The sequence below is a fragment of the Aminobacter sp. AP02 genome (assembly GCF_003148805.1).
GTDB lineage: Bacteria > Pseudomonadota > Alphaproteobacteria > Rhizobiales > Rhizobiaceae > Aminobacter.
The window spans coordinates 1-15,804 of record NZ_QGGX01000027.1 but is presented as its reverse complement, the minus strand read 5'-3'; the positions used below and the strand labels follow the sequence as shown (position 1 = coordinate 15,804).

Here is a 15,804-nt window from a genome sequence, read left to right as displayed (position 1 = left end):
GCACAACGAATTCTAGGCGTGATTCATCCGGTGCGGTGACAGTATCTCCTTTGCGAATGCTCACCACTCCGCGACCGAAACCTCGGGCCACAGCTGTCTTATGCGCCGACCCTTGGATTCGTGCGTGGCGCGATTGTCGTGGCGTCGGTTCGGCAGCACGCGGAACGAAAAGATATCATCGAGGCCAAACGGAGCGCAAAGCTCCAAAACGCTGTCGTCACTCAAGCGCAGGCCGACCGAATGGGTGCGCGATGCAAAATGCTCAAGGGATTCGGCCGTCGAGGCAAGCGGGGGGCGGGGCGAACCGAAATGCTGCTCGAACCAGAGATGGACACGCGCCTGGTTGCGGATTTCGACTGGCAGCGGCAGATCTTTGAAAATGCCGGCGCCGCGCCGGATGGCAACGTCCTCGGCCTCCCAGGAGAGGTCCGATCCGTCGAAATAAAACAGGTCGACATCCTTGATGCCGTAGCCCGTGGGCCGGCTGGTGAGGTGGTTCCAGATGCTGTTGTAGAGCACGCCCGAAACGATCATCCATTGCGGCAAGGCCAGCCTTGTTGCTCCCTCGAGCGCCGCCCGCACCAGCGGATCGGCCAGAAGGATGTCAAAAAAGGCCTGCCGTTGCTCCTCGAACGGCAGGCCTGCATAACGAAGGTGGTCCATCGCCGCCTCGCAGAAATCAGCTTCTGAGGGCGCCGCCGGTCTGTTTCTTGACGTTCTCTACGATCCGGGCGGCCAGTGCCTCGAAATCCTGGTCGGCAAGCGTCTTTTCCTGCGGCTGGATCGAGACCTCGATGGCGATCGACTTCTTGCCTTCGCCAAGCGACGCGCCCTCGAAGATATCGAACACCGAAACAGCCGTGATCAGCTTCTTGTCGGCGGCGAGCGCCGCGCGCGTCAGCGTGCCGGCCTCGACTGACTTGTCGACGACGAAGGCGAAGTCGCGCTTGACCGCCTGGAAGGCTGACAGTTCGAGCTTCGGCTTGGTCTTGGTCGGCTTGGCCTTGGGCTCGGGGACCGCATCTACATAGACCTCGAAGCCGCAGAGCGGGCCCGAAACGTCGAGGCCTTCGAGCGTCCTTGGATGGAACTCGCCAAAGGTACCGAGCACGACCTTGGGGCCGAGCTTGATCACACCGGAACGGCCGGGGTGATACCAGCCAGGCGCGCCGGTTTCGATCTGCAGTCGGTCGACGGGAGCGCCGGAGGCTTCGAGTGCGGCGATCGCATCGGCCTTGGCGTCGAACACGCCGACATTGCCAGCATTGCCGGCCCAGTGACGGCCCGAGCCTTCGAGCTTGGCGGTGCCACGGCGGACACCAGATGCAACGCGGCGCTGGCCGTCTGCCGTGTCGCTCTCATAGATGCCCGAGACCTCGAACAAGGCCACATCGCTGAGGCCTCGGTCGGCGTTGCGCTGGGCAGCAGCGATCAGGCCGGGCAAAAGCGATGGCCGCATGTCGGACATGTCGGCTGCGATCGGGTTCGACAGCTTCAGCTCAGGCTGACCGCCACCGAACAGCTCGGCGTGCTTTGCCGGGATGAACGACCAGGTAACGGCCTCCATCATGCCGCGCACGGCCAGCGCGCGCCGCGCCGAGCGGGTGCGGATCTGCAGCGTGGTCAGGATCTTGCCATTGACTGCGTCATGCGCGCCGAGCGGCTGCGGCGCGATGTTGTCGACGCCGTGGATGCGCATGACCTCTTCGACCAGATCGGCCTTCCCGTCGACATCGGGACGCCAGGACGGCACGGAGACGTCGACGACGTCGCCATTGCCCGTAATACCGAAGCCAAGGCGAGTGAGGATATCCAGGCTCTCGGCCTTTTCGACCTCGATGCCGGTCAGGCGCTTGACCTCTGAGAGCGGGAAGGAGACGACCTTCGGCTCATGGCCGGCATAGCCAACGACATCGGTGTTCGTCGGCTGGCCGCCGCAGAGCTCCAGCACCAGCTTGGTCGCCAGCTCGACGCCGGGAACCATGAATTCGGGGTCGACGCCGCGCTCGAAGCGATAGCGCGCATCGGTGATGATGCCGAGCGTGCGACCGGTGCGGGCGACGTTGAGCGGTGCCCACAGCGCGGACTCGATCAGCACGTCGGTCGTGTTCTCGTCGCAGCCCGAATGCTCGCCGCCCATGACGCCGGCGATGGATTCGACGCCGTTGTCATCTGATATGACGCACATCTCGGGCGTCAGCGCGTATTCGCGGCCATCGAGCGCCAGCACCTTGTCACCCTCACGGCCACGGCGGACAACGAGGTTGCCAGCCACTTTCTTGGCGTCGAAGACGTGCAGCGGCCGGCCGCGATCAAAGGTGACATAGTTGGTGATGTCGACCAGCGCATTGATGGGGCGCAGGCCAATAGCAATCAGGCGCTGCTGCATCCACTTGGGCGAGGGGCCGTTCTTGACGCCGCGAACGAGCCTGAGCGCGAAACCGGGGCAGAGCTCGGGGGCCTCGATGGTCACCTTGACCGGGCAGTCGCCTTCCCCATTGATCGGCGCAACCGCGCCGTCCTTGAGCGTGCCGAGGCCGGACGCGGCGAGATCGCGCGCGATGCCATAGACGCTGGTGGCGTCGGGACGGTTCGGCGTCAAATTGATCTCGATCATGGGATCGTCGAGATGGGCGTATGCGGCGAAGGACGTGCCCACAGGCGCATCGGCCGGCAGGTCGATGATGCCGTTGTGCTCGTCCGACAGCTGCAGTTCGCGCTCGGAGCACATCATGCCGTGGCTTTCGACGCCGCGAATCTTGCCGACCGACAGCGTGACGTCGATGCCAGGCACATAGGCGCCGGGGGCGGCGAAAGCGCCGATGAGGCCCGCACGCGCGTTGGGGGCGCCGCAGACGACCTGCACAGGCGTGCCGTCGCCGGTGTCGACCGTCAGTACCTGCAGCTTGTCAGCGTCGGGATGCCTGCTTGCCGTCAGTACCTTGGCGATGACGAAGGGTTTTAGGCTTGCCTTGTCGTCGACGGATTCGACTTCGAGGCCGATCGAGGTCAGCCGCTCGACGATCTGTTCAAGCGAAGCGTCGGTGTCGAGATGGTCCTTGAGCCAGGAGAGGGTGAATTTCATGGGTTCACTCGTTTCGTGTCGTTGCGGTCGAGCACTTCCACCACGCGGAACCGCTCACAAACCAAAATCATGTCAGGCGAGAAGCCGCCATTGCGGGCGAAATAGGACTCGTGTGCCTCGCGCCAATATTCATAGGACAGGTCGCCCTCGCCTTCAGCAGCGGCGAACTCGGCATCGACCTCATCGAAGCGACGCTGGATCGCCTCGACGGTTTCGATGACCGCGGCGCGGCGGCCAGCCCCGTCGAGCACGACATCCCTACGGCCGACCTCGGGCACCGGCTCGGCGCCGCCATAGTCGCGCAAGGCGCCGCAGGTCGCGGTCTTCCTGCCGGACAGCACCAGCGCCAGAAGCTCGTCCGCAAGCTCCGGGGTGTCGCCGAAGGCGAAGGTCACTGCGCCGGCATATCGGTCGGCCGCCAGGGTCATGCGCTCAGGCCACCGAACAGGGTCGGCATGTCGAGCGGGCGGAAGCCGTAGTGCTGCAGCCAGCGGACGTCGGCGTCGAAGAAGGCGCGCAGGTCAGGCATGCCATATTTCAGCATGGCGATGCGGTCGATGCCCATGCCCCAGGCAAAGCCCTGGTATTCGTCCGGATCGAGCCCGCCATGGCGCAGCACGTTCGGGTGGACCATGCCGCAGCCGAGGATCTCCATCCAGTCATTGCCTTCGCCGAAGCGCACTTCGCCGGGACGCGAGCGGTCGCACTGGATGTCGACCTCGAGGCTCGGCTCGGTGAACGGGAAGAAGGACGGGCGGAAGCGCATCTTGACCGAGGGCACCTCGAAGAACGCCTTGCAGAACTCCTCCAGCACCCACTTCATGTTGGCGATGTTGGCGGTCTTGTCGATGACCAGGCCCTCAACCTGGTGGAACATGGGCGAGTGCGTGGCATCCGAATCCTGGCGATAGGTCTTGCCTGGAATGACGATGCGGATCGGCGGCTTCTGCGTCTCCATGGTGCGGATCTGCACCGGCGAGGTGTGGGTGCGCAAAAGCTTGCGCTCGCCATTCGCGTCCGGCGGGAAGAAGAAGGTGTCGTGCATCTCGCGCGCCGGATGCCCTTCGGGGAAGTTCAGCGCGGTGAAATTGTAGTGGTCGGTCTCGACGTCGGGACCTTCGGCGATCGAGAAGCCGAGGTCGCCGAAGATCGCGGCGATCTCGTCGATGACCTGGCTGATCGGGTGGATGCGGCCGCGCTCGGCTGGCGACTGGCGCACCGGCAAGGTGACGTCGACCTTTTCGGCGACGAGGCGTGCGGTGATGGCGACGTCGCGCAGCTCGCTCTTGCGGGCCGACAGCGCATCGGTGACGCGGTTCTTCAGGCCGTTGATGGCCGGGCCCTTGGTCTGGCGCTCTTCGGCGCTCATGCCACCCAGGGTCTTCAGCATCTCCGAGACCGAGCCCTTCTTGCCGAGGGCTGCGACGCGCACCGCTTCGATCGCCTGCTCGTCGGCGGCGGAGGCGATATCGCTCAGCAGCGATTGTTCGAGAGTTTCAAGATCGCTCATGGTCCAGTTCCGTTGCGGCCCAGCGGCCCTTCGTTGCTGCAAAGAAAAACCCGCGCTAGCCGTGCCAGCGCGGGTTTCCCAAATCAAGTCAGTTATGCTTGGGAAGGCGCTGGTTAAGCAACAGCGCTTTCAAAAGCATTCGGGGTGGTGTTCTTGAGGTACTCAAGAGCAACCTTGGCCTTGGCAACGAGCACGGCGAATGCCTGCGGCTCGTGGATGGCCATGTCGGAGAGGATCTTGCGATCGATCTCGATGTTGGCCTTGTTCAGGCCGTCGATGAAGCGGCCATATGTCAGGCCGTGCTCGCGGACCGCTGCGTTGATACGCTGGACCCACAGGGCGCGGAAATTGCGCTTGCGGTTCTTGCGGTCGCGGTAAGCGTACTGCTTCGACTTCTCAACCGCCTGCTTGGCAATGCGGATGGTGTTCTTGCGGCGGCCGTAGAAACCCTTGGCCTGCTCGAGAACCTTCTTGTGCTTGGCGTGGGCAGTTACGCCCCTCTTTACACGTGCCATGTCATGATCTCCTTAAAACGCTGTCCAGGCCGGGGCTCAGAGGCCGTTCGGCAGAAAATTCTTGATGACCTTCTTGCCGTCCGGTTCAGCCAGAACCATCGTGCCACGGGCATCGCGAATGAACTTGTTGGAACGCTTGATCATGCCATGGCGCTTGCCAGCGGCAGCCGCCAGGACCTTGCCGGTCGCGGTGATCTTGAACCGCTTCTTGGCAGCCGATTTGGTCTTCATCTTGGGCATTTTGCTACTCCGTTCTTCGGAATTTCCCGACACCCAAAGGCGCCCTGAAACCCTTCATGTTGTTGTTTTCAGGCCGACCAAAGCCCGAAAAGCAAATGAAACCGCCACGGCATGCCCTGCCGGGCGGTTCTTGGACGCGGCTATATACGCGCAAGCGTGACAATGCGCAACACCCGCAACTGCGGCAATTGCAACGAATTTCGGCCCGTCAGGGGATGCGGAACAACACCGGCAGGGCGCCCGTCACCTGGGCATGATCGATCAGCTCGAACACCGGAAGTGCCACCAGGAAAACCAGGCCGTCAAGCAGGGTCGTCAGCAGGATGCGCGGGTTGAAGCTACCGGTGTTGCCCTCCTGATAGAGCGAGACGTTCGGGAAGAACCGCGGCACCCGCGCGACATAGGCCTGATATTCCGGCCCAAGCAGCGACGACAGGTGCTTTTCCTCTCGCAGGATGACGAAGTGGAAGGACAGGGCGCAGAGTGCGGCAAAACCGAAGGTCGCAACGATCGAGCCCATTTGCGCGCCGACGCCGGCGGCGGCCAATGTCGAAAAGACATAGAGAGGGTTGCGGGTAATCGAGTATGGCCCGCCGGTGACGATCTCGCCCGACTTGCGCCCCCCGATATAGAGCGTGCACCACAAGCGGCCGACAATGCCGAGAAAGATCATCAGGATGCCGGCCATCTCGACAATCTCGTGAACGGTGGTATCAGGCGGAAAGGTCGATTGCCCGAACAAAAGCGCGGCAAACATGACGATGATCATGACGGCCAGCACGAGCCGGCGCATGCTCTGGTACCTGCCCAGATCGCTCTTCTCATTCATGGCATTCCAACCGCCAGCAGCATCCCCTGCATGGCCGCAGGCGAGATGTGTCGGCACCTTTCAGGATGATGTTGCCCTGGCCCAATGCCTGGGCATGAAAGCACCGCGCGCCCAAAAGGGCGCGCAAGAGCAGTAGAATATGTCGGTCGACGCGGCGTCAGCCGATCAACGTGGCGCGAGCACCATCATCATCTGCCGGCCTTCGAGCTTGGGCTCGGCTTCGACCTTGGCGATGGTTGCAGTTTCCTCGCGAACCTTGTTGAGAAGCTGCATGCCGAGTTCCATATGCGCCATTTCGCGGCCACGGAAACGCAGCGTCAGCTTGACCTTGTCACCTTCCTCGAAGAAGCGGCGAACCGCCTTCATCTTGGTCTCGTAGTCGTGGCTGTCGATGTTCGGGCGCATCTTGATCTCCTTGATCTCGATGACCTTCTGGTTCTTGCGCGCCTCGGCCGCCTTCTTCTGGTTGGCGTATTTCAGCTTGCCGAGGTCAAGGATCTTGACGACGGGCGGCGTGGCGTTGGGGGAAATTTCTACGAGATCGAGGCCTGCCTCTTCGGCGGCCAGGAGTGCGTCGTTGATGGAAACATCGCCACGGTTGGAACCGTCGACGTCGATCAGCTGGACCCGGGGAACCCGGATGTCACGGTTGGAACGCGGGCCGTCCTTGGTAGGCGCGGCTGCTTTAAAAGGTCTGCGAATGGTCGTGGTCTCCTCGAGCCATTGACGTTGTTGAATGTCTGACGCGCCAATGTGGGTAGCGCGCGGGCGATGTCAATAACACAGCAATCGCAACAAATCACCTGCTTGTGCGCATGCGAACTGCCCCAAAATAAGGTTTTTGTCGGGTACTTTCCGTGTCGTGGCGGCTGTGCCACAAGTCCGTGCGAGGGGAGCAGCCATGATTGCAAGCGCGCCAGAGTTCATTGAGGTCGACAACACCAGCATCGCCGTGAGGCATACGGACGGCGCAACGCCCGGTGTCGTGTGGCTCGGTGGCTACAATTCCGACATGCTCGGCACCAAGGCCGAAACCCTGGCCGGCTGGGCCGCCGACAAAGGCCGGAGCTTCCTGCGTCACGATTACTCCGGCCACGGCGAGTCGGGCGGAAGGTTTGCCGACGGCACGATCTCGAAGTGGCTCGGTGAGAGCCTGGCGGTGTTTCGCCAGTTCACGCGCGGACCGCAGATCCTTGTCGGCTCGTCGATGGGCGCCTGGATCGCGCTACGGATGAACGCCGAGCTCAACAAGGCGGGCGAGGGCGATCGCGTCGCCGGTCTCGTGCTGCTTGCACCGGCACCCGACTTCACCGCCGAACTGGTCGAGCCGCAGCTGACCGAAGCGCAGCGCCGTGACCTGGTGGAGAAGGGCTATTTCGAGGAGCCGTCGGAATATTCGCCCGAGCCCTACATCTACACGCGCGCGCTGATCGAGGACGGACGGCAGAACCTGGTCATGGGGGCGCCGATCCATACGCATTGCCCGGTTCACATCATCCAAGGTCTGGTCGATCCGGACGTGCCGCACAGCCACGCGCTGAAACTGATGAGCCTGTTGCCCGCCGACGACGCGACGCTGTCTCTGGTGCCGGACGGCGACCATCGCCTGTCGCGGCCCCAGGATCTTGAGCTCATGACCCGCGCGGTCGGCGAAATGATCCAGCGGGCTGGTTGATCCGATGCGCGCCTCGATCCCGATTTCGGCATTTGTCGCAGCCATCGTCGGCTTCGGTGGCACGCTTGCCATCATCATCGCCGCCGCCAACGCGGTCGGCGCCTCGCAGGTCCAGACGGCGAGCTGGGTCACCGCCATTTGCCTGGCCATGGCATTCGAGACCGTCTGGCTGTCCTGGCGCACGAAGATGCCTGTCATCACCGCCTGGTCGACACCGGGCGCGGCACTGATCGCAGCGAGCAGTGGCTTCACCATCGGCGAAGCGGTGGGCGCATTCCTGGTCACCGGCGTGCTTCTGGTGCTGACCGGGCTGATCAAGCCGCTGACCCAGCTGATCTCGCGCATACCGGCATCGGTCGCCTCCGGCATGCTCGCCGGTATCGTGGTCACCTTTGCCATCAATGCGGTGAAAACCATCCCCGTGGATCCCTGGCTGATCTTGCCGCTGATCGCAGCATTCTTCCTTATCCGGCTCTACAATCCGGCTCTTTCGGTGCTGGTTGTGCTCGTCGGTGGCGGGCTTGCCGCTTTTCTCACCGGACGCGTTGGCGGGCTGCCTGTGCCGGAACTTTCGACGCTGACGCTGATCGCGCCGGAGTTTTCGGTCGCAGCGATCATCGGCTTGGCGCTGCCGCTCTATCTCGTCACCATGGCGTCGCAGAACCTGTCGGGCCTCGCCGTGCTGCGCGCCGCCGGCTACCACCCAGAACCCGGACCGTTGATCGGCGTCACCGGGTTGTTTTCGGTGCTGTCGGCCCCGTTCGGCGCATTGACGACCAACCTCGCGGCGATTTCAGCGGCGATCTGCACCGGCCCGGACGTGCATCCCGACATGAAGGAACGCTGGAAGACCGGGCCGTTCTACGCGCTCGCCTATGTCATCTTCGCAGCCTTCGGTGCCTCGCTCGTGGCGATCTTCGCTGTGTTGCCGCAGAGCCTGATCGTGCTGGTGGCGGGCCTCGCGCTGATGGCGCCTTTGGCCAATGCGCTCGCCATCGCACTCAAGGACGACCACCACCGCATGGCCGCGACGACCGCCTTTGCCGTCACCGCCTCGGGGCTGACGCTGTTCGGTGTCGGCTCGGCGTTCTGGGGGCTGGTTGCGGGCCTCGTCGTACTGGTGCTCGAGAGCATCAAAAAAGGCTAGGCTTTCCAAGCTATTGTCCGGTTTCACCCGACATCGTCTTGAATCGCTATTTTTTCGTTCCCATGTCGTTTGGAGCAGCTTTTTCCCCGGCTGCCTCGAACAAAGGAACGGCAAACTACAATGAACACGACTGCACTGATCCGTCCGGCCTGGACGCCGGCAACCATCGCGTTGATGGTGATCGGCTTCATGGTGTTCTGGCCGCTCGGCCTAGCCATGCTTGCCTACATCATCTGGGGCGACCGGCTTGAAGGTTTCAAGCGCGACGTAAACCGTACGACGGACGGCTTCTTCGCCGGCTGCCGCAAGGCTTCCTACCGGGCAAACGCCCAGACCGGCAACGTCGCTTTCGACGACTGGCGCGAGAAGGAACTCGAGCGCCTGAACGAAGAGCGTCGCAAGCTCGACGAGATGCGCGAAGAATTCGACGCCTATGCCCGCGAACTGCGCCGGGCCAAGGACCAGGACGACTTCGACCGCTTCATGGCCAACCGCCACAAGCCGACAGCACCGACCGTCACGCCCAAGAAGGGCGGCAAGTCGGGCCTGCTCGACGACTGAGGTGGCCTCATCGCTGAATGCCAACGGCGCCGTAACGCGGCGCCGTTTCTTTGCTCCGATTTTCCTCGAATCATCTAGTCTCGCCACATGTCCTTTGGCTTCTTCCGCAAGCTGACAAAGCCAGCACCTGCGCCCGTCCAGGAGCGGGATCACGTCGTCGCGGGCCGCACGCTGCCACTCAGGATCGTCGAGAACGACCGGGCACGGCGGCTGACGCTGCGCATCGATGCCGGTGGGCGCGGCCTGCGCATCACCGTGCCACCCGGCCTGCGCCAGGGCGAGGTCGACCGCTTCCTTGACCGCCATCAGGGCTGGCTGGAACAGCGCCTCGCCAAGGTGCCTGACCGTCCGCAGGTGCGCCCCGGCATCAAGATTCCCATTCGCGGGGTGCCGCATCTCGTCATCCATGAAGGCGGGACGCGCGGAACCGTGCGCCAGTCCCAGGACGAAAGCGGCCCGACGCTTCTGGTCCATGGCGACCGGGCACATCTGCCGCGCCGCATCGCCGATTTCCTCAAGCGCGAGGCCAAGCGCGATATCGAGGCGATGGTGGCAACGCACTGCCAGTCCGCCGGCTGCCGCGCCAAGGCGATCCGTTTTCGCGATACGTCGAGCCGCTGGGGTTCGTGCACGTCGGACGGGGTGCTGTCGTTCTCCTGGCGCATCATGATGGCGCCCACGCCGGTCATCAACTACCTCGTCGCCCATGAAGTGGCGCATTTGAGAGAGATGAACCACGGCCCGAAATTCTGGAAGCTGTGCGAGGAGCTTTGCCCCGACACCGAACGCTGCAAGGCCTGGCTCAAGCGCAATGGCGGTGCGCTGCAGGCGATACAGTTCGAGTGAGCGAATGGGGAGTAGGGAGTCGCGAATAGAGAGTGGTGAACAAGGCAGGATCAGCTCTGCGTGATGCAGCGGCCACTTGCCGGCCCACTACTCACTATTCGCTACTCCCACTCGATCCCTTCGCTGTTTTCCTCGACTTCGCCGCCTTTTCGTGCCAATCCCGCCTTCATGGCTTTCGACATCAAAATCTGCGGCCTCAAGACTGATGAGGCGCTTGGCGCTGCACTTTCCGGCGGCGCGAGCCATGTCGGCTTCATCTTCTTCGGCAAGAGCCCGCGCAACGTGTCGCCAGAGCAAGCCGGACGGCTGCGCGAGGCAGCGCGCGGCAAGGCCAAGGCCGTCGCAGTGACAGTTGATGCCGATGACGCCTTCCTCGACGAGATCGTGGCCAAGATTGCGCCCGACATGATCCAGCTGCACGGCAAGGAGACGCCCGCACGCGTGGCCGAAGTCAAGGGGCGCTACGGCCTGCCCGTCATGAAGGCTTTTTCCATACGCGAGGCAGGCGATCTCGAGGCGATCGCGCCTTATGTCGGCGTCGCCGACCGCCTGCTTTTCGACGCCAAGCCACCTGCCGGCTCCGAATTGCCCGGCGGCAATGGCGTGTCGTTCGACTGGCGGCTGCTCGCAGCCCTTGACGCCTCCGTCGATTACATGCTTTCCGGTGGCCTCAACGCCGCCAATATCGGCGACGCCCTCAGGCTCGCGAACCCGCCCGGCATCGACATTTCCTCGGGCGTGGAAAGCGCTCCGGGCGTCAAGGATGCGGCGCTGATCGAAAATTTCTTCAGGGCCGTCCGGGCAGCTAGCGACCGCAGCGCCGCCTGACCAGCCTCCAGCCGCAAGGAGATCGGCCGTGAACAAGCCGACTGAGCCCAATTCCTTCCGTACGGGGCCCGACGAACAGGGCATGTTCGGCATTTTCGGCGGACGTTTCGTCGCCGAGACGCTGATGCCGCTGATCCTCGAACTCCAGCGCCACTGGGACGAGGCCAAGAACGATCCGGCCTTCAAGGCAGAGCTTGCCGATCTGTCGACCCACTATGCCGGGCGGCCCTCCAAGCTCTATTATGCCGAAGGCCTGACCCGTCATCTTCGTGACGTTTCCTCGGCGAAGGGCCTCGGGGGCGGCGCAAAAATCTATTTCAAGCGCGAAGACCTCAATCACACCGGTTCGCACAAGATCAACAACTGCCTGGGCCAGATCCTTCTGGCCAAGCGCATGGGCAAGACCCGCATCATCGCCGAGACGGGTGCCGGCCAGCACGGCGTGGCGTCGGCCACGGTCGCCGCGCGGTTCGGCTTCCCGTGCTTCGTCTATATGGGCGCCACCGACGTCGAGCGGCAGAAGCCCAACGTCTTCCGCATGAAGCTTCTGGGTGCTGAAGTGCGCCCGGTCAGCGCTGGTCACGGCACGCTGAAGGACGCCATGAACGAGGCGCTGCGCGACTGGGTCACCAACGTGCACGACACCTATTACCTGATAGGCACCGCCGCCGGCCCGCATCCCTATCCGGAACTCGTCCGCGACTTCCAGTCGGTGATCGGCACAGAGGCGCGCGCCCAGATCCTCGAACAGGAAGGCCGCCTGCCCGACATGATCGTGGCAGCCGTCGGCGGCGGCTCCAATGCGATTGGCCTGTTCCATCCCTTCCTCGACGACCGCGGCGTCAAGATCGTCGGCATCGAGGCCGGTGGCCGTGGCCTCGACGGCATCGAGCATTGCGCCTCGATGAATGCCGGCCGGCCCGGCGTGCTGCATGGCAACCGCACCTATCTCTTGCAGAACGACGACGGCCAGATCCTCGACGGCCATTCGATCTCGGCCGGCCTCGACTATCCCGGCGTCGGCCCCGAGCATTCGTGGCTTCGCGACACCGGTCGCGTCGACTACCAGCCGATCCTCGACGACGAGGCGCTCGACGCATTCCAACTGACCACCAAGGTCGAAGGCATCATCCCGGCGCTCGAATCCGCCCACGCCATCGCCTATGCGGTGAAGACCGCCCCGACGATGGGCAAGGACAAGGTGATGATCGTCAACCTGTCCGGCCGAGGCGACAAGGACGTGCATACGGTTGCCAAGATGCTGGGTATGGAGATCTGATCATGACCACCCGCATCGACCGCCGCATGGCAAAGCTCAAAGCCGAGGGACGCCCGGCACTGGTGACCTATTTCATGGGCGGCGACCCCGACTACGAAACGTCGCTGTCGATCATGAAGGCGCTGCCCAAGGCTGGCAGCGACATCATCGAGCTCGGCATGCCGTTCTCCGACCCGATGGCCGATGGCCCGGCGATCCAGGCCGCGGGCCTGCGCGCGCTGAAGGCCGGCCAGACGCTGAAGAAGACGTTGCAGATGGCGCGCGAATTCCGCAAGGACGACAATGAAACGCCGATCGTCATGATGGGCTACTACAACCCGATCTACATCTACGGCGTTGACCGCTTCCTGGAGGACGCGGTGGCGTCCGGAATCGACGGGCTGATCGTTGTCGACCTGCCGCCGGAGATGGATGCCGAGCTGTGCATTCCGGCACTGAAGGCGGGCATCAACTTCATTCGCCTGGCGACGCCGACGACCGACGACAAGCGCCTGCCCAAGGTGCTCGAGAACACCTCTGGCTTCGTTTATTATGTCTCGATGACCGGCATCACCGGCTCGGCACTTGCCGACACGTCGAAGGTCGCCGAAGCGGTGAGCCGCATCAAGGCCCACACCGACCTGCCGGTCTGCGTCGGCTTCGGCGTCAAGACCGCCGAGCAGGCCAGGACCATCGGCGCTTCCGCCGACGGCGTGGTTGTCGGCACGGCGATCGTCAATGCGGTTGCCAACGTCATCGGGCCGAAGGGCGAGAAAACCGCCGATCCGGCCGAGGCCGTGGCAACGCTGGTCACTGGCTTGTCCCAGGGCATTCGCGCCGCACGCCTTGCTACCGCCCAATAAATATCCCATGTCCTGGGCTCGAAGAGGACTTCTGCCATGAACTGGATTACCAACTACGTTCGCCCCAAGATCAACTCGATGCTGGGCCGCCGCGAAATGCCCGAAAATCTCTGGATCAAGGATCCCGAGAGCGGCGAGATGGTGTTCCACAAGGACCTCGAGGAAAACCAGTATGTGATCCCCTCGTCGGGCCATCACATGAAGATCTCGGCCAAGGAACGGCTGCGCTTCTTCTTCGACGAAGGCCGCTACGACGTCGTCGAGAACCCGAAGGTCGTCACCGATCCGCTGAAGTTCCGCGACGAGAAGCGTTATGTCGACCGCCTGAAGGACGCCAAGGCCAAGACCGGCATGGAAGACGCGATCCTGTCAGGCACCGGCACGATCGAAGGCCTGCCCGTGGTCGTCACCGTGCAGGATTTCGCCTTCATGGGCGGCTCGCTCGGCATGGCCGCTGGCGATGCCATCATCCGCGCTTTTGACGTGGCACTTGAAAAGAAGCGGCCGCTGATCCTGTTTGCCGCTTCGGGCGGCGCGCGCATGCAGGAGGGCATCCTGTCCTTGATGCAGCTGCCGCGCACCACTGTTGCCGTCGACCGCCTCAAGGAGGCCGGCCTGCCTTACATCGTGGTGCTGACCAACCCGACGACCGGCGGCGTCACAGCCTCTTACGCGATGCTGGGCGACGTGCACATTGCCGAGCCGGGTGCGCTGATCGGCTTCGCCGGCCCGCGCGTCATCGAGCAGACGATCCGCGAAAAGCTGCCCGAGGGCTTCCAGCGCTCGGAATACCTGATGGATCACGGCATGGTCGACATGGTGGTGTCGCGCCTGGAAATGAAGTCGACGGTCGCGAACCTGGTGAAAATCCTGGTCAAGGCGCCGGTTGCCGCCAAGGCGGCCGAGGCCGACATCCTGCCGCCGGTGGTGCCGGTGCCGGAACGCCGCCCACAGGCCTGATGCCTCGCGGCTAGCACGACGTTGAAGCCGGGGGGATTGCCATGACCACGCTCGAAGCCGATCTCGAAATCGAGCGCCTTTTGGCGCTGCACCCGAAGGGTTTCGACCTTTCGCTCGACCGGATTTCCAGGCTGCTCGAGCGGCTCGGCAATCCGCAGGATCACATGCCGCCGGTGATCCACATCGCCGGAACCAACGGCAAGGGCTCGTGCGCGGCATTTTCCCGGGCACTGCTCGAAGCGTCGGGGCTTCTGGTGCATGTGCATACCTCGCCGCATCTGGTGAACTGGCATGAACGCTATCGCCTGGCCGCGCCCGGCGGCGGCAAGCTGGTCGCCGACGATGTGCTGGCCGATGCGGTCAGGCGCGTCGGCGAGGCCAATCGCGGCGAAAAGATCACCGTCTTCGAGATCCTCACCGCCGTCACCTTCGTCTTGTTTTCCGAACACCCGGCCGACGCCTGCACCATCGAAGTCGGGCTCGGCGGGCGCTTCGACGCCACCAACGTCATCAAGCGGCCGGCAGTGTCGGTCATCATGCCGGTTTCGATGGACCACGAGGCCTATCTCGGTGACAAGGTCGAGCTGATAGCCGCCGAAAAGGCAGGCATCATCAAGCGCGGTTGCCCCGTTGTCATCGGCGCCCAGGAGACCGAGGCAGCGCAACAAGTGCTGATCGACACCGCCGAACGCCTAAACTGCCCGCTCGAGGTCTACGGCCAGGATTTCGTCGCCTTCGAAGAAAACGGTCGCATGGTCTACCAGGACCAGAACGGGCTGATGGACCTTCCCCAGCCAAGGCTTCCCGGCCGGCACCAGTTCGCCAATGCGGCGGCGGCGATCGCCGGTGTCCGCGCGGCTGGTTTCCCAATCAGCGAACGCGCTGCCGACAAGGCGATGTCCACGGTTGCCTGGCCCGGCCGGATGCAGCGCATGCCGCAAGGCAAGCTGAGCGACCTCGGGCCAAAGGGGGCCGAAATCTGGATCGACGGCGGCCACAATCCGGGTGCCGGCACAGTCATCGCCGAAGCACTGACCGAACAGGAAGAGAAATTCCCGCGGCCTTTGTTCCTCATCGCCGGGATGATCAATACCAAGGACCAGACCGGCTATTTTCGTCCGTTCCACGGCATGGCGCGCCATGTCTACACCGTACCGGTGACGATGAGCGACGCTGGCGTACCCAACGAGGAGCTGGCGGTACGGGCGAGCGAAGCCGGGCTGTCCGCCGAGCCTGTGAGCTCGGTTGCCAATGCGCTGATGCTGCTGCGCGACACCTGGGACGAGAAGGAGCCGGCACCACGCATCCTGATCGGCGGGTCGCTCTATCTGGCTGGCGAGGTGCTCGCTGAAAACGGCACGCCTCCGACCTGAGGGCAGGTAAGAACTGGACACAAAAAAGATCGGATGATTGGGGCTCCGGCCACTCTCCCGATCCAGAAGTGACGGGAGGGCGGTTTCCGGGCAGGCTCCATCGGTTCAACCGGT

17 protein-coding genes are annotated in these 15,804 nt (G+C 63.5%); 9 read left to right on the top strand and 8 right to left on the bottom strand.

Features of this window, described 5'->3' with window-relative positions; all coding sequences use genetic code 11:
* Positions 1-60 precede the first annotated feature (60 nt).
* From C8K44_RS24335 to infC, 8 genes are all read right to left on the bottom strand, one after another.
* Entirely contained in the window at positions 61-663 is a 603-nt protein-coding gene (locus tag C8K44_RS24335) for a nucleotidyltransferase family protein (RefSeq protein WP_109578364.1), read from the bottom strand.
* A gap of 16 nt (positions 664-679) precedes the next feature.
* Entirely contained in the window at positions 680-3,085 is a 2,406-nt protein-coding gene (pheT, locus tag C8K44_RS24330) for a phenylalanine--tRNA ligase subunit beta (protein WP_109578363.1), read from the bottom strand.
* Positions 3,082-3,513: an ASCH domain-containing protein gene (locus C8K44_RS24325; protein WP_109578362.1), complete on the bottom strand. Its 432-nt coding sequence runs from the start codon at positions 3,511-3,513 to the stop codon at positions 3,082-3,084. The genes pheT and C8K44_RS24325 overlap by 4 nt, the downstream gene beginning before the upstream one ends.
* Positions 3,510-4,595 (bottom strand): phenylalanine--tRNA ligase subunit alpha, encoded by a 1,086-nt coding sequence (gene pheS, locus C8K44_RS24320; protein ID WP_109578361.1) that lies wholly within the window; start codon positions 4,593-4,595, stop codon positions 3,510-3,512. The genes C8K44_RS24325 and pheS overlap by 4 nt, the downstream gene beginning before the upstream one ends.
* Before the next feature lie 113 nt (positions 4,596-4,708).
* Positions 4,709-5,110 carry a 50S ribosomal protein L20 gene (rplT, locus tag C8K44_RS24315; RefSeq protein ID WP_109578360.1) on the bottom strand — a complete coding sequence of 134 codons (402 nt, stop codon included), beginning with the start codon at positions 5,108-5,110 and terminating at the stop codon, positions 4,709-4,711.
* A 36-nt stretch (positions 5,111-5,146) separates the two neighbouring features.
* Entirely contained in the window at positions 5,147-5,350 is a 204-nt protein-coding gene (gene rpmI / locus C8K44_RS24310) for a 50S ribosomal protein L35 (RefSeq protein WP_055981974.1), read from the bottom strand.
* A gap of 208 nt (positions 5,351-5,558) precedes the next feature.
* Positions 5,559-6,179, bottom strand: coding sequence for an isoprenylcysteine carboxylmethyltransferase family protein (locus C8K44_RS24305; RefSeq protein ID WP_109578359.1), 621 nt, complete (start codon positions 6,177-6,179; stop codon positions 5,559-5,561).
* Positions 6,180-6,344: 165 nt separating this feature from the next.
* Positions 6,345-6,881 (bottom strand): translation initiation factor IF-3, encoded by a 537-nt coding sequence (gene infC / locus C8K44_RS24300; protein ID WP_109578358.1) that lies wholly within the window; start codon positions 6,879-6,881, stop codon positions 6,345-6,347.
* Positions 6,882-7,080: 199 nt separating this feature from the next.
* On the opposite strand from infC, the gene C8K44_RS24295 reads away from it, so the two are divergent.
* The 9 genes from C8K44_RS24295 (at position 7,081) to C8K44_RS24255 (ending at position 15,690) form a co-directional block, all read left to right on the top strand.
* A complete protein-coding gene (locus tag C8K44_RS24295; protein WP_109578357.1) occupies positions 7,081-7,854 on the top strand; it encodes an alpha/beta hydrolase in 774 nt (257 codons plus the stop codon).
* 4 nt (positions 7,855-7,858) lie between these two features.
* Positions 7,859-9,001: a benzoate/H(+) symporter BenE family transporter gene (locus C8K44_RS24290; protein WP_109578356.1), complete on the top strand. Its 1,143-nt coding sequence runs from the start codon at positions 7,859-7,861 to the stop codon at positions 8,999-9,001.
* A 120-nt stretch (positions 9,002-9,121) separates the two neighbouring features.
* Entirely contained in the window at positions 9,122-9,562 is a 441-nt protein-coding gene (locus C8K44_RS24285; RefSeq protein WP_109578355.1) for a DUF2852 domain-containing protein, read from the top strand.
* Positions 9,563-9,649: 87 nt separating this feature from the next.
* Entirely contained in the window at positions 9,650-10,408 is a 759-nt protein-coding gene (locus tag C8K44_RS24280; protein ID WP_109578354.1) for a M48 family metallopeptidase, read from the top strand.
* 168 nt (positions 10,409-10,576) lie between these two features.
* The gene (locus C8K44_RS24275; RefSeq protein WP_109578353.1) at positions 10,577-11,236 is read left to right on the top strand and encodes a phosphoribosylanthranilate isomerase; all 660 of its coding nucleotides are present in this window, start codon (positions 10,577-10,579) and stop codon (positions 11,234-11,236) included.
* Positions 11,237-11,264: 28 nt separating this feature from the next.
* Positions 11,265-12,515, top strand: coding sequence for a tryptophan synthase subunit beta (trpB, locus tag C8K44_RS24270; RefSeq protein ID WP_109578352.1), 1,251 nt, complete (start codon positions 11,265-11,267; stop codon positions 12,513-12,515).
* A 2-nt stretch (positions 12,516-12,517) separates the two neighbouring features.
* Positions 12,518-13,357 carry a tryptophan synthase subunit alpha gene (gene trpA / locus C8K44_RS24265; RefSeq protein WP_109578351.1) on the top strand — a complete coding sequence of 280 codons (840 nt, stop codon included), beginning with the start codon at positions 12,518-12,520 and terminating at the stop codon, positions 13,355-13,357.
* 36 nt (positions 13,358-13,393) lie between these two features.
* Entirely contained in the window at positions 13,394-14,317 is a 924-nt protein-coding gene (gene accD, locus C8K44_RS24260; protein ID WP_109578350.1) for an acetyl-CoA carboxylase, carboxyltransferase subunit beta, read from the top strand.
* 41 nt (positions 14,318-14,358) lie between these two features.
* Positions 14,359-15,690: a folylpolyglutamate synthase/dihydrofolate synthase family protein gene (locus C8K44_RS24255; protein ID WP_109578349.1), complete on the top strand. Its 1,332-nt coding sequence runs from the start codon at positions 14,359-14,361 to the stop codon at positions 15,688-15,690.
* Positions 15,691-15,804 lie beyond the last annotated feature (114 nt).

Bases quoted from the DNA above. Each gene is read 5' to 3' on its own strand.
- C8K44_RS24285 (WP_109578355.1), top strand. From the start codon at position 9,122: ATGAACACGACTGCACTGATCCGTCCGGCCTGGACGCCGGCAACCATC.
- C8K44_RS24290 (WP_109578356.1), top strand. From the start codon at position 7,859: ATGCGCGCCTCGATCCCGATTTCGGCATTTGTCGCAGCCATCGTCGGC.
- accD (WP_109578350.1), top strand. From the start codon at position 13,394: ATGAACTGGATTACCAACTACGTTCGCCCCAAGATCAACTCGATGCTG.
- C8K44_RS24305 (WP_109578359.1), bottom strand. From the start codon at position 6,179: ATGAATGAGAAGAGCGATCTGGGCAGGTACCAGAGCATGCGCCGGCTC.
- C8K44_RS24295 (WP_109578357.1), top strand. From the start codon at position 7,081: ATGATTGCAAGCGCGCCAGAGTTCATTGAGGTCGACAACACCAGCATC.
- C8K44_RS24255 (WP_109578349.1), top strand. From the start codon at position 14,359: ATGACCACGCTCGAAGCCGATCTCGAAATCGAGCGCCTTTTGGCGCTG.
- C8K44_RS24325 (WP_109578362.1), bottom strand. From the start codon at position 3,513: ATGACCCTGGCGGCCGACCGATATGCCGGCGCAGTGACCTTCGCCTTC.
- pheS (WP_109578361.1), bottom strand. From the start codon at position 4,595: ATGAGCGATCTTGAAACTCTCGAACAATCGCTGCTGAGCGATATCGCC.
- C8K44_RS24275 (WP_109578353.1), top strand. From the start codon at position 10,577: ATGGCTTTCGACATCAAAATCTGCGGCCTCAAGACTGATGAGGCGCTT.
- C8K44_RS24280 (WP_109578354.1), top strand. From the start codon at position 9,650: ATGTCCTTTGGCTTCTTCCGCAAGCTGACAAAGCCAGCACCTGCGCCC.
- trpA (WP_109578351.1), top strand. From the start codon at position 12,518: ATGACCACCCGCATCGACCGCCGCATGGCAAAGCTCAAAGCCGAGGGA.
- rpmI (WP_055981974.1), bottom strand. From the start codon at position 5,350: ATGCCCAAGATGAAGACCAAATCGGCTGCCAAGAAGCGGTTCAAGATC.
- pheT (WP_109578363.1), bottom strand. From the start codon at position 3,085: ATGAAATTCACCCTCTCCTGGCTCAAGGACCATCTCGACACCGACGCT.
- C8K44_RS24335 (WP_109578364.1), bottom strand. From the start codon at position 663: ATGGACCACCTTCGTTATGCAGGCCTGCCGTTCGAGGAGCAACGGCAG.
- rplT (WP_109578360.1), bottom strand. From the start codon at position 5,110: ATGGCACGTGTAAAGAGGGGCGTAACTGCCCACGCCAAGCACAAGAAG.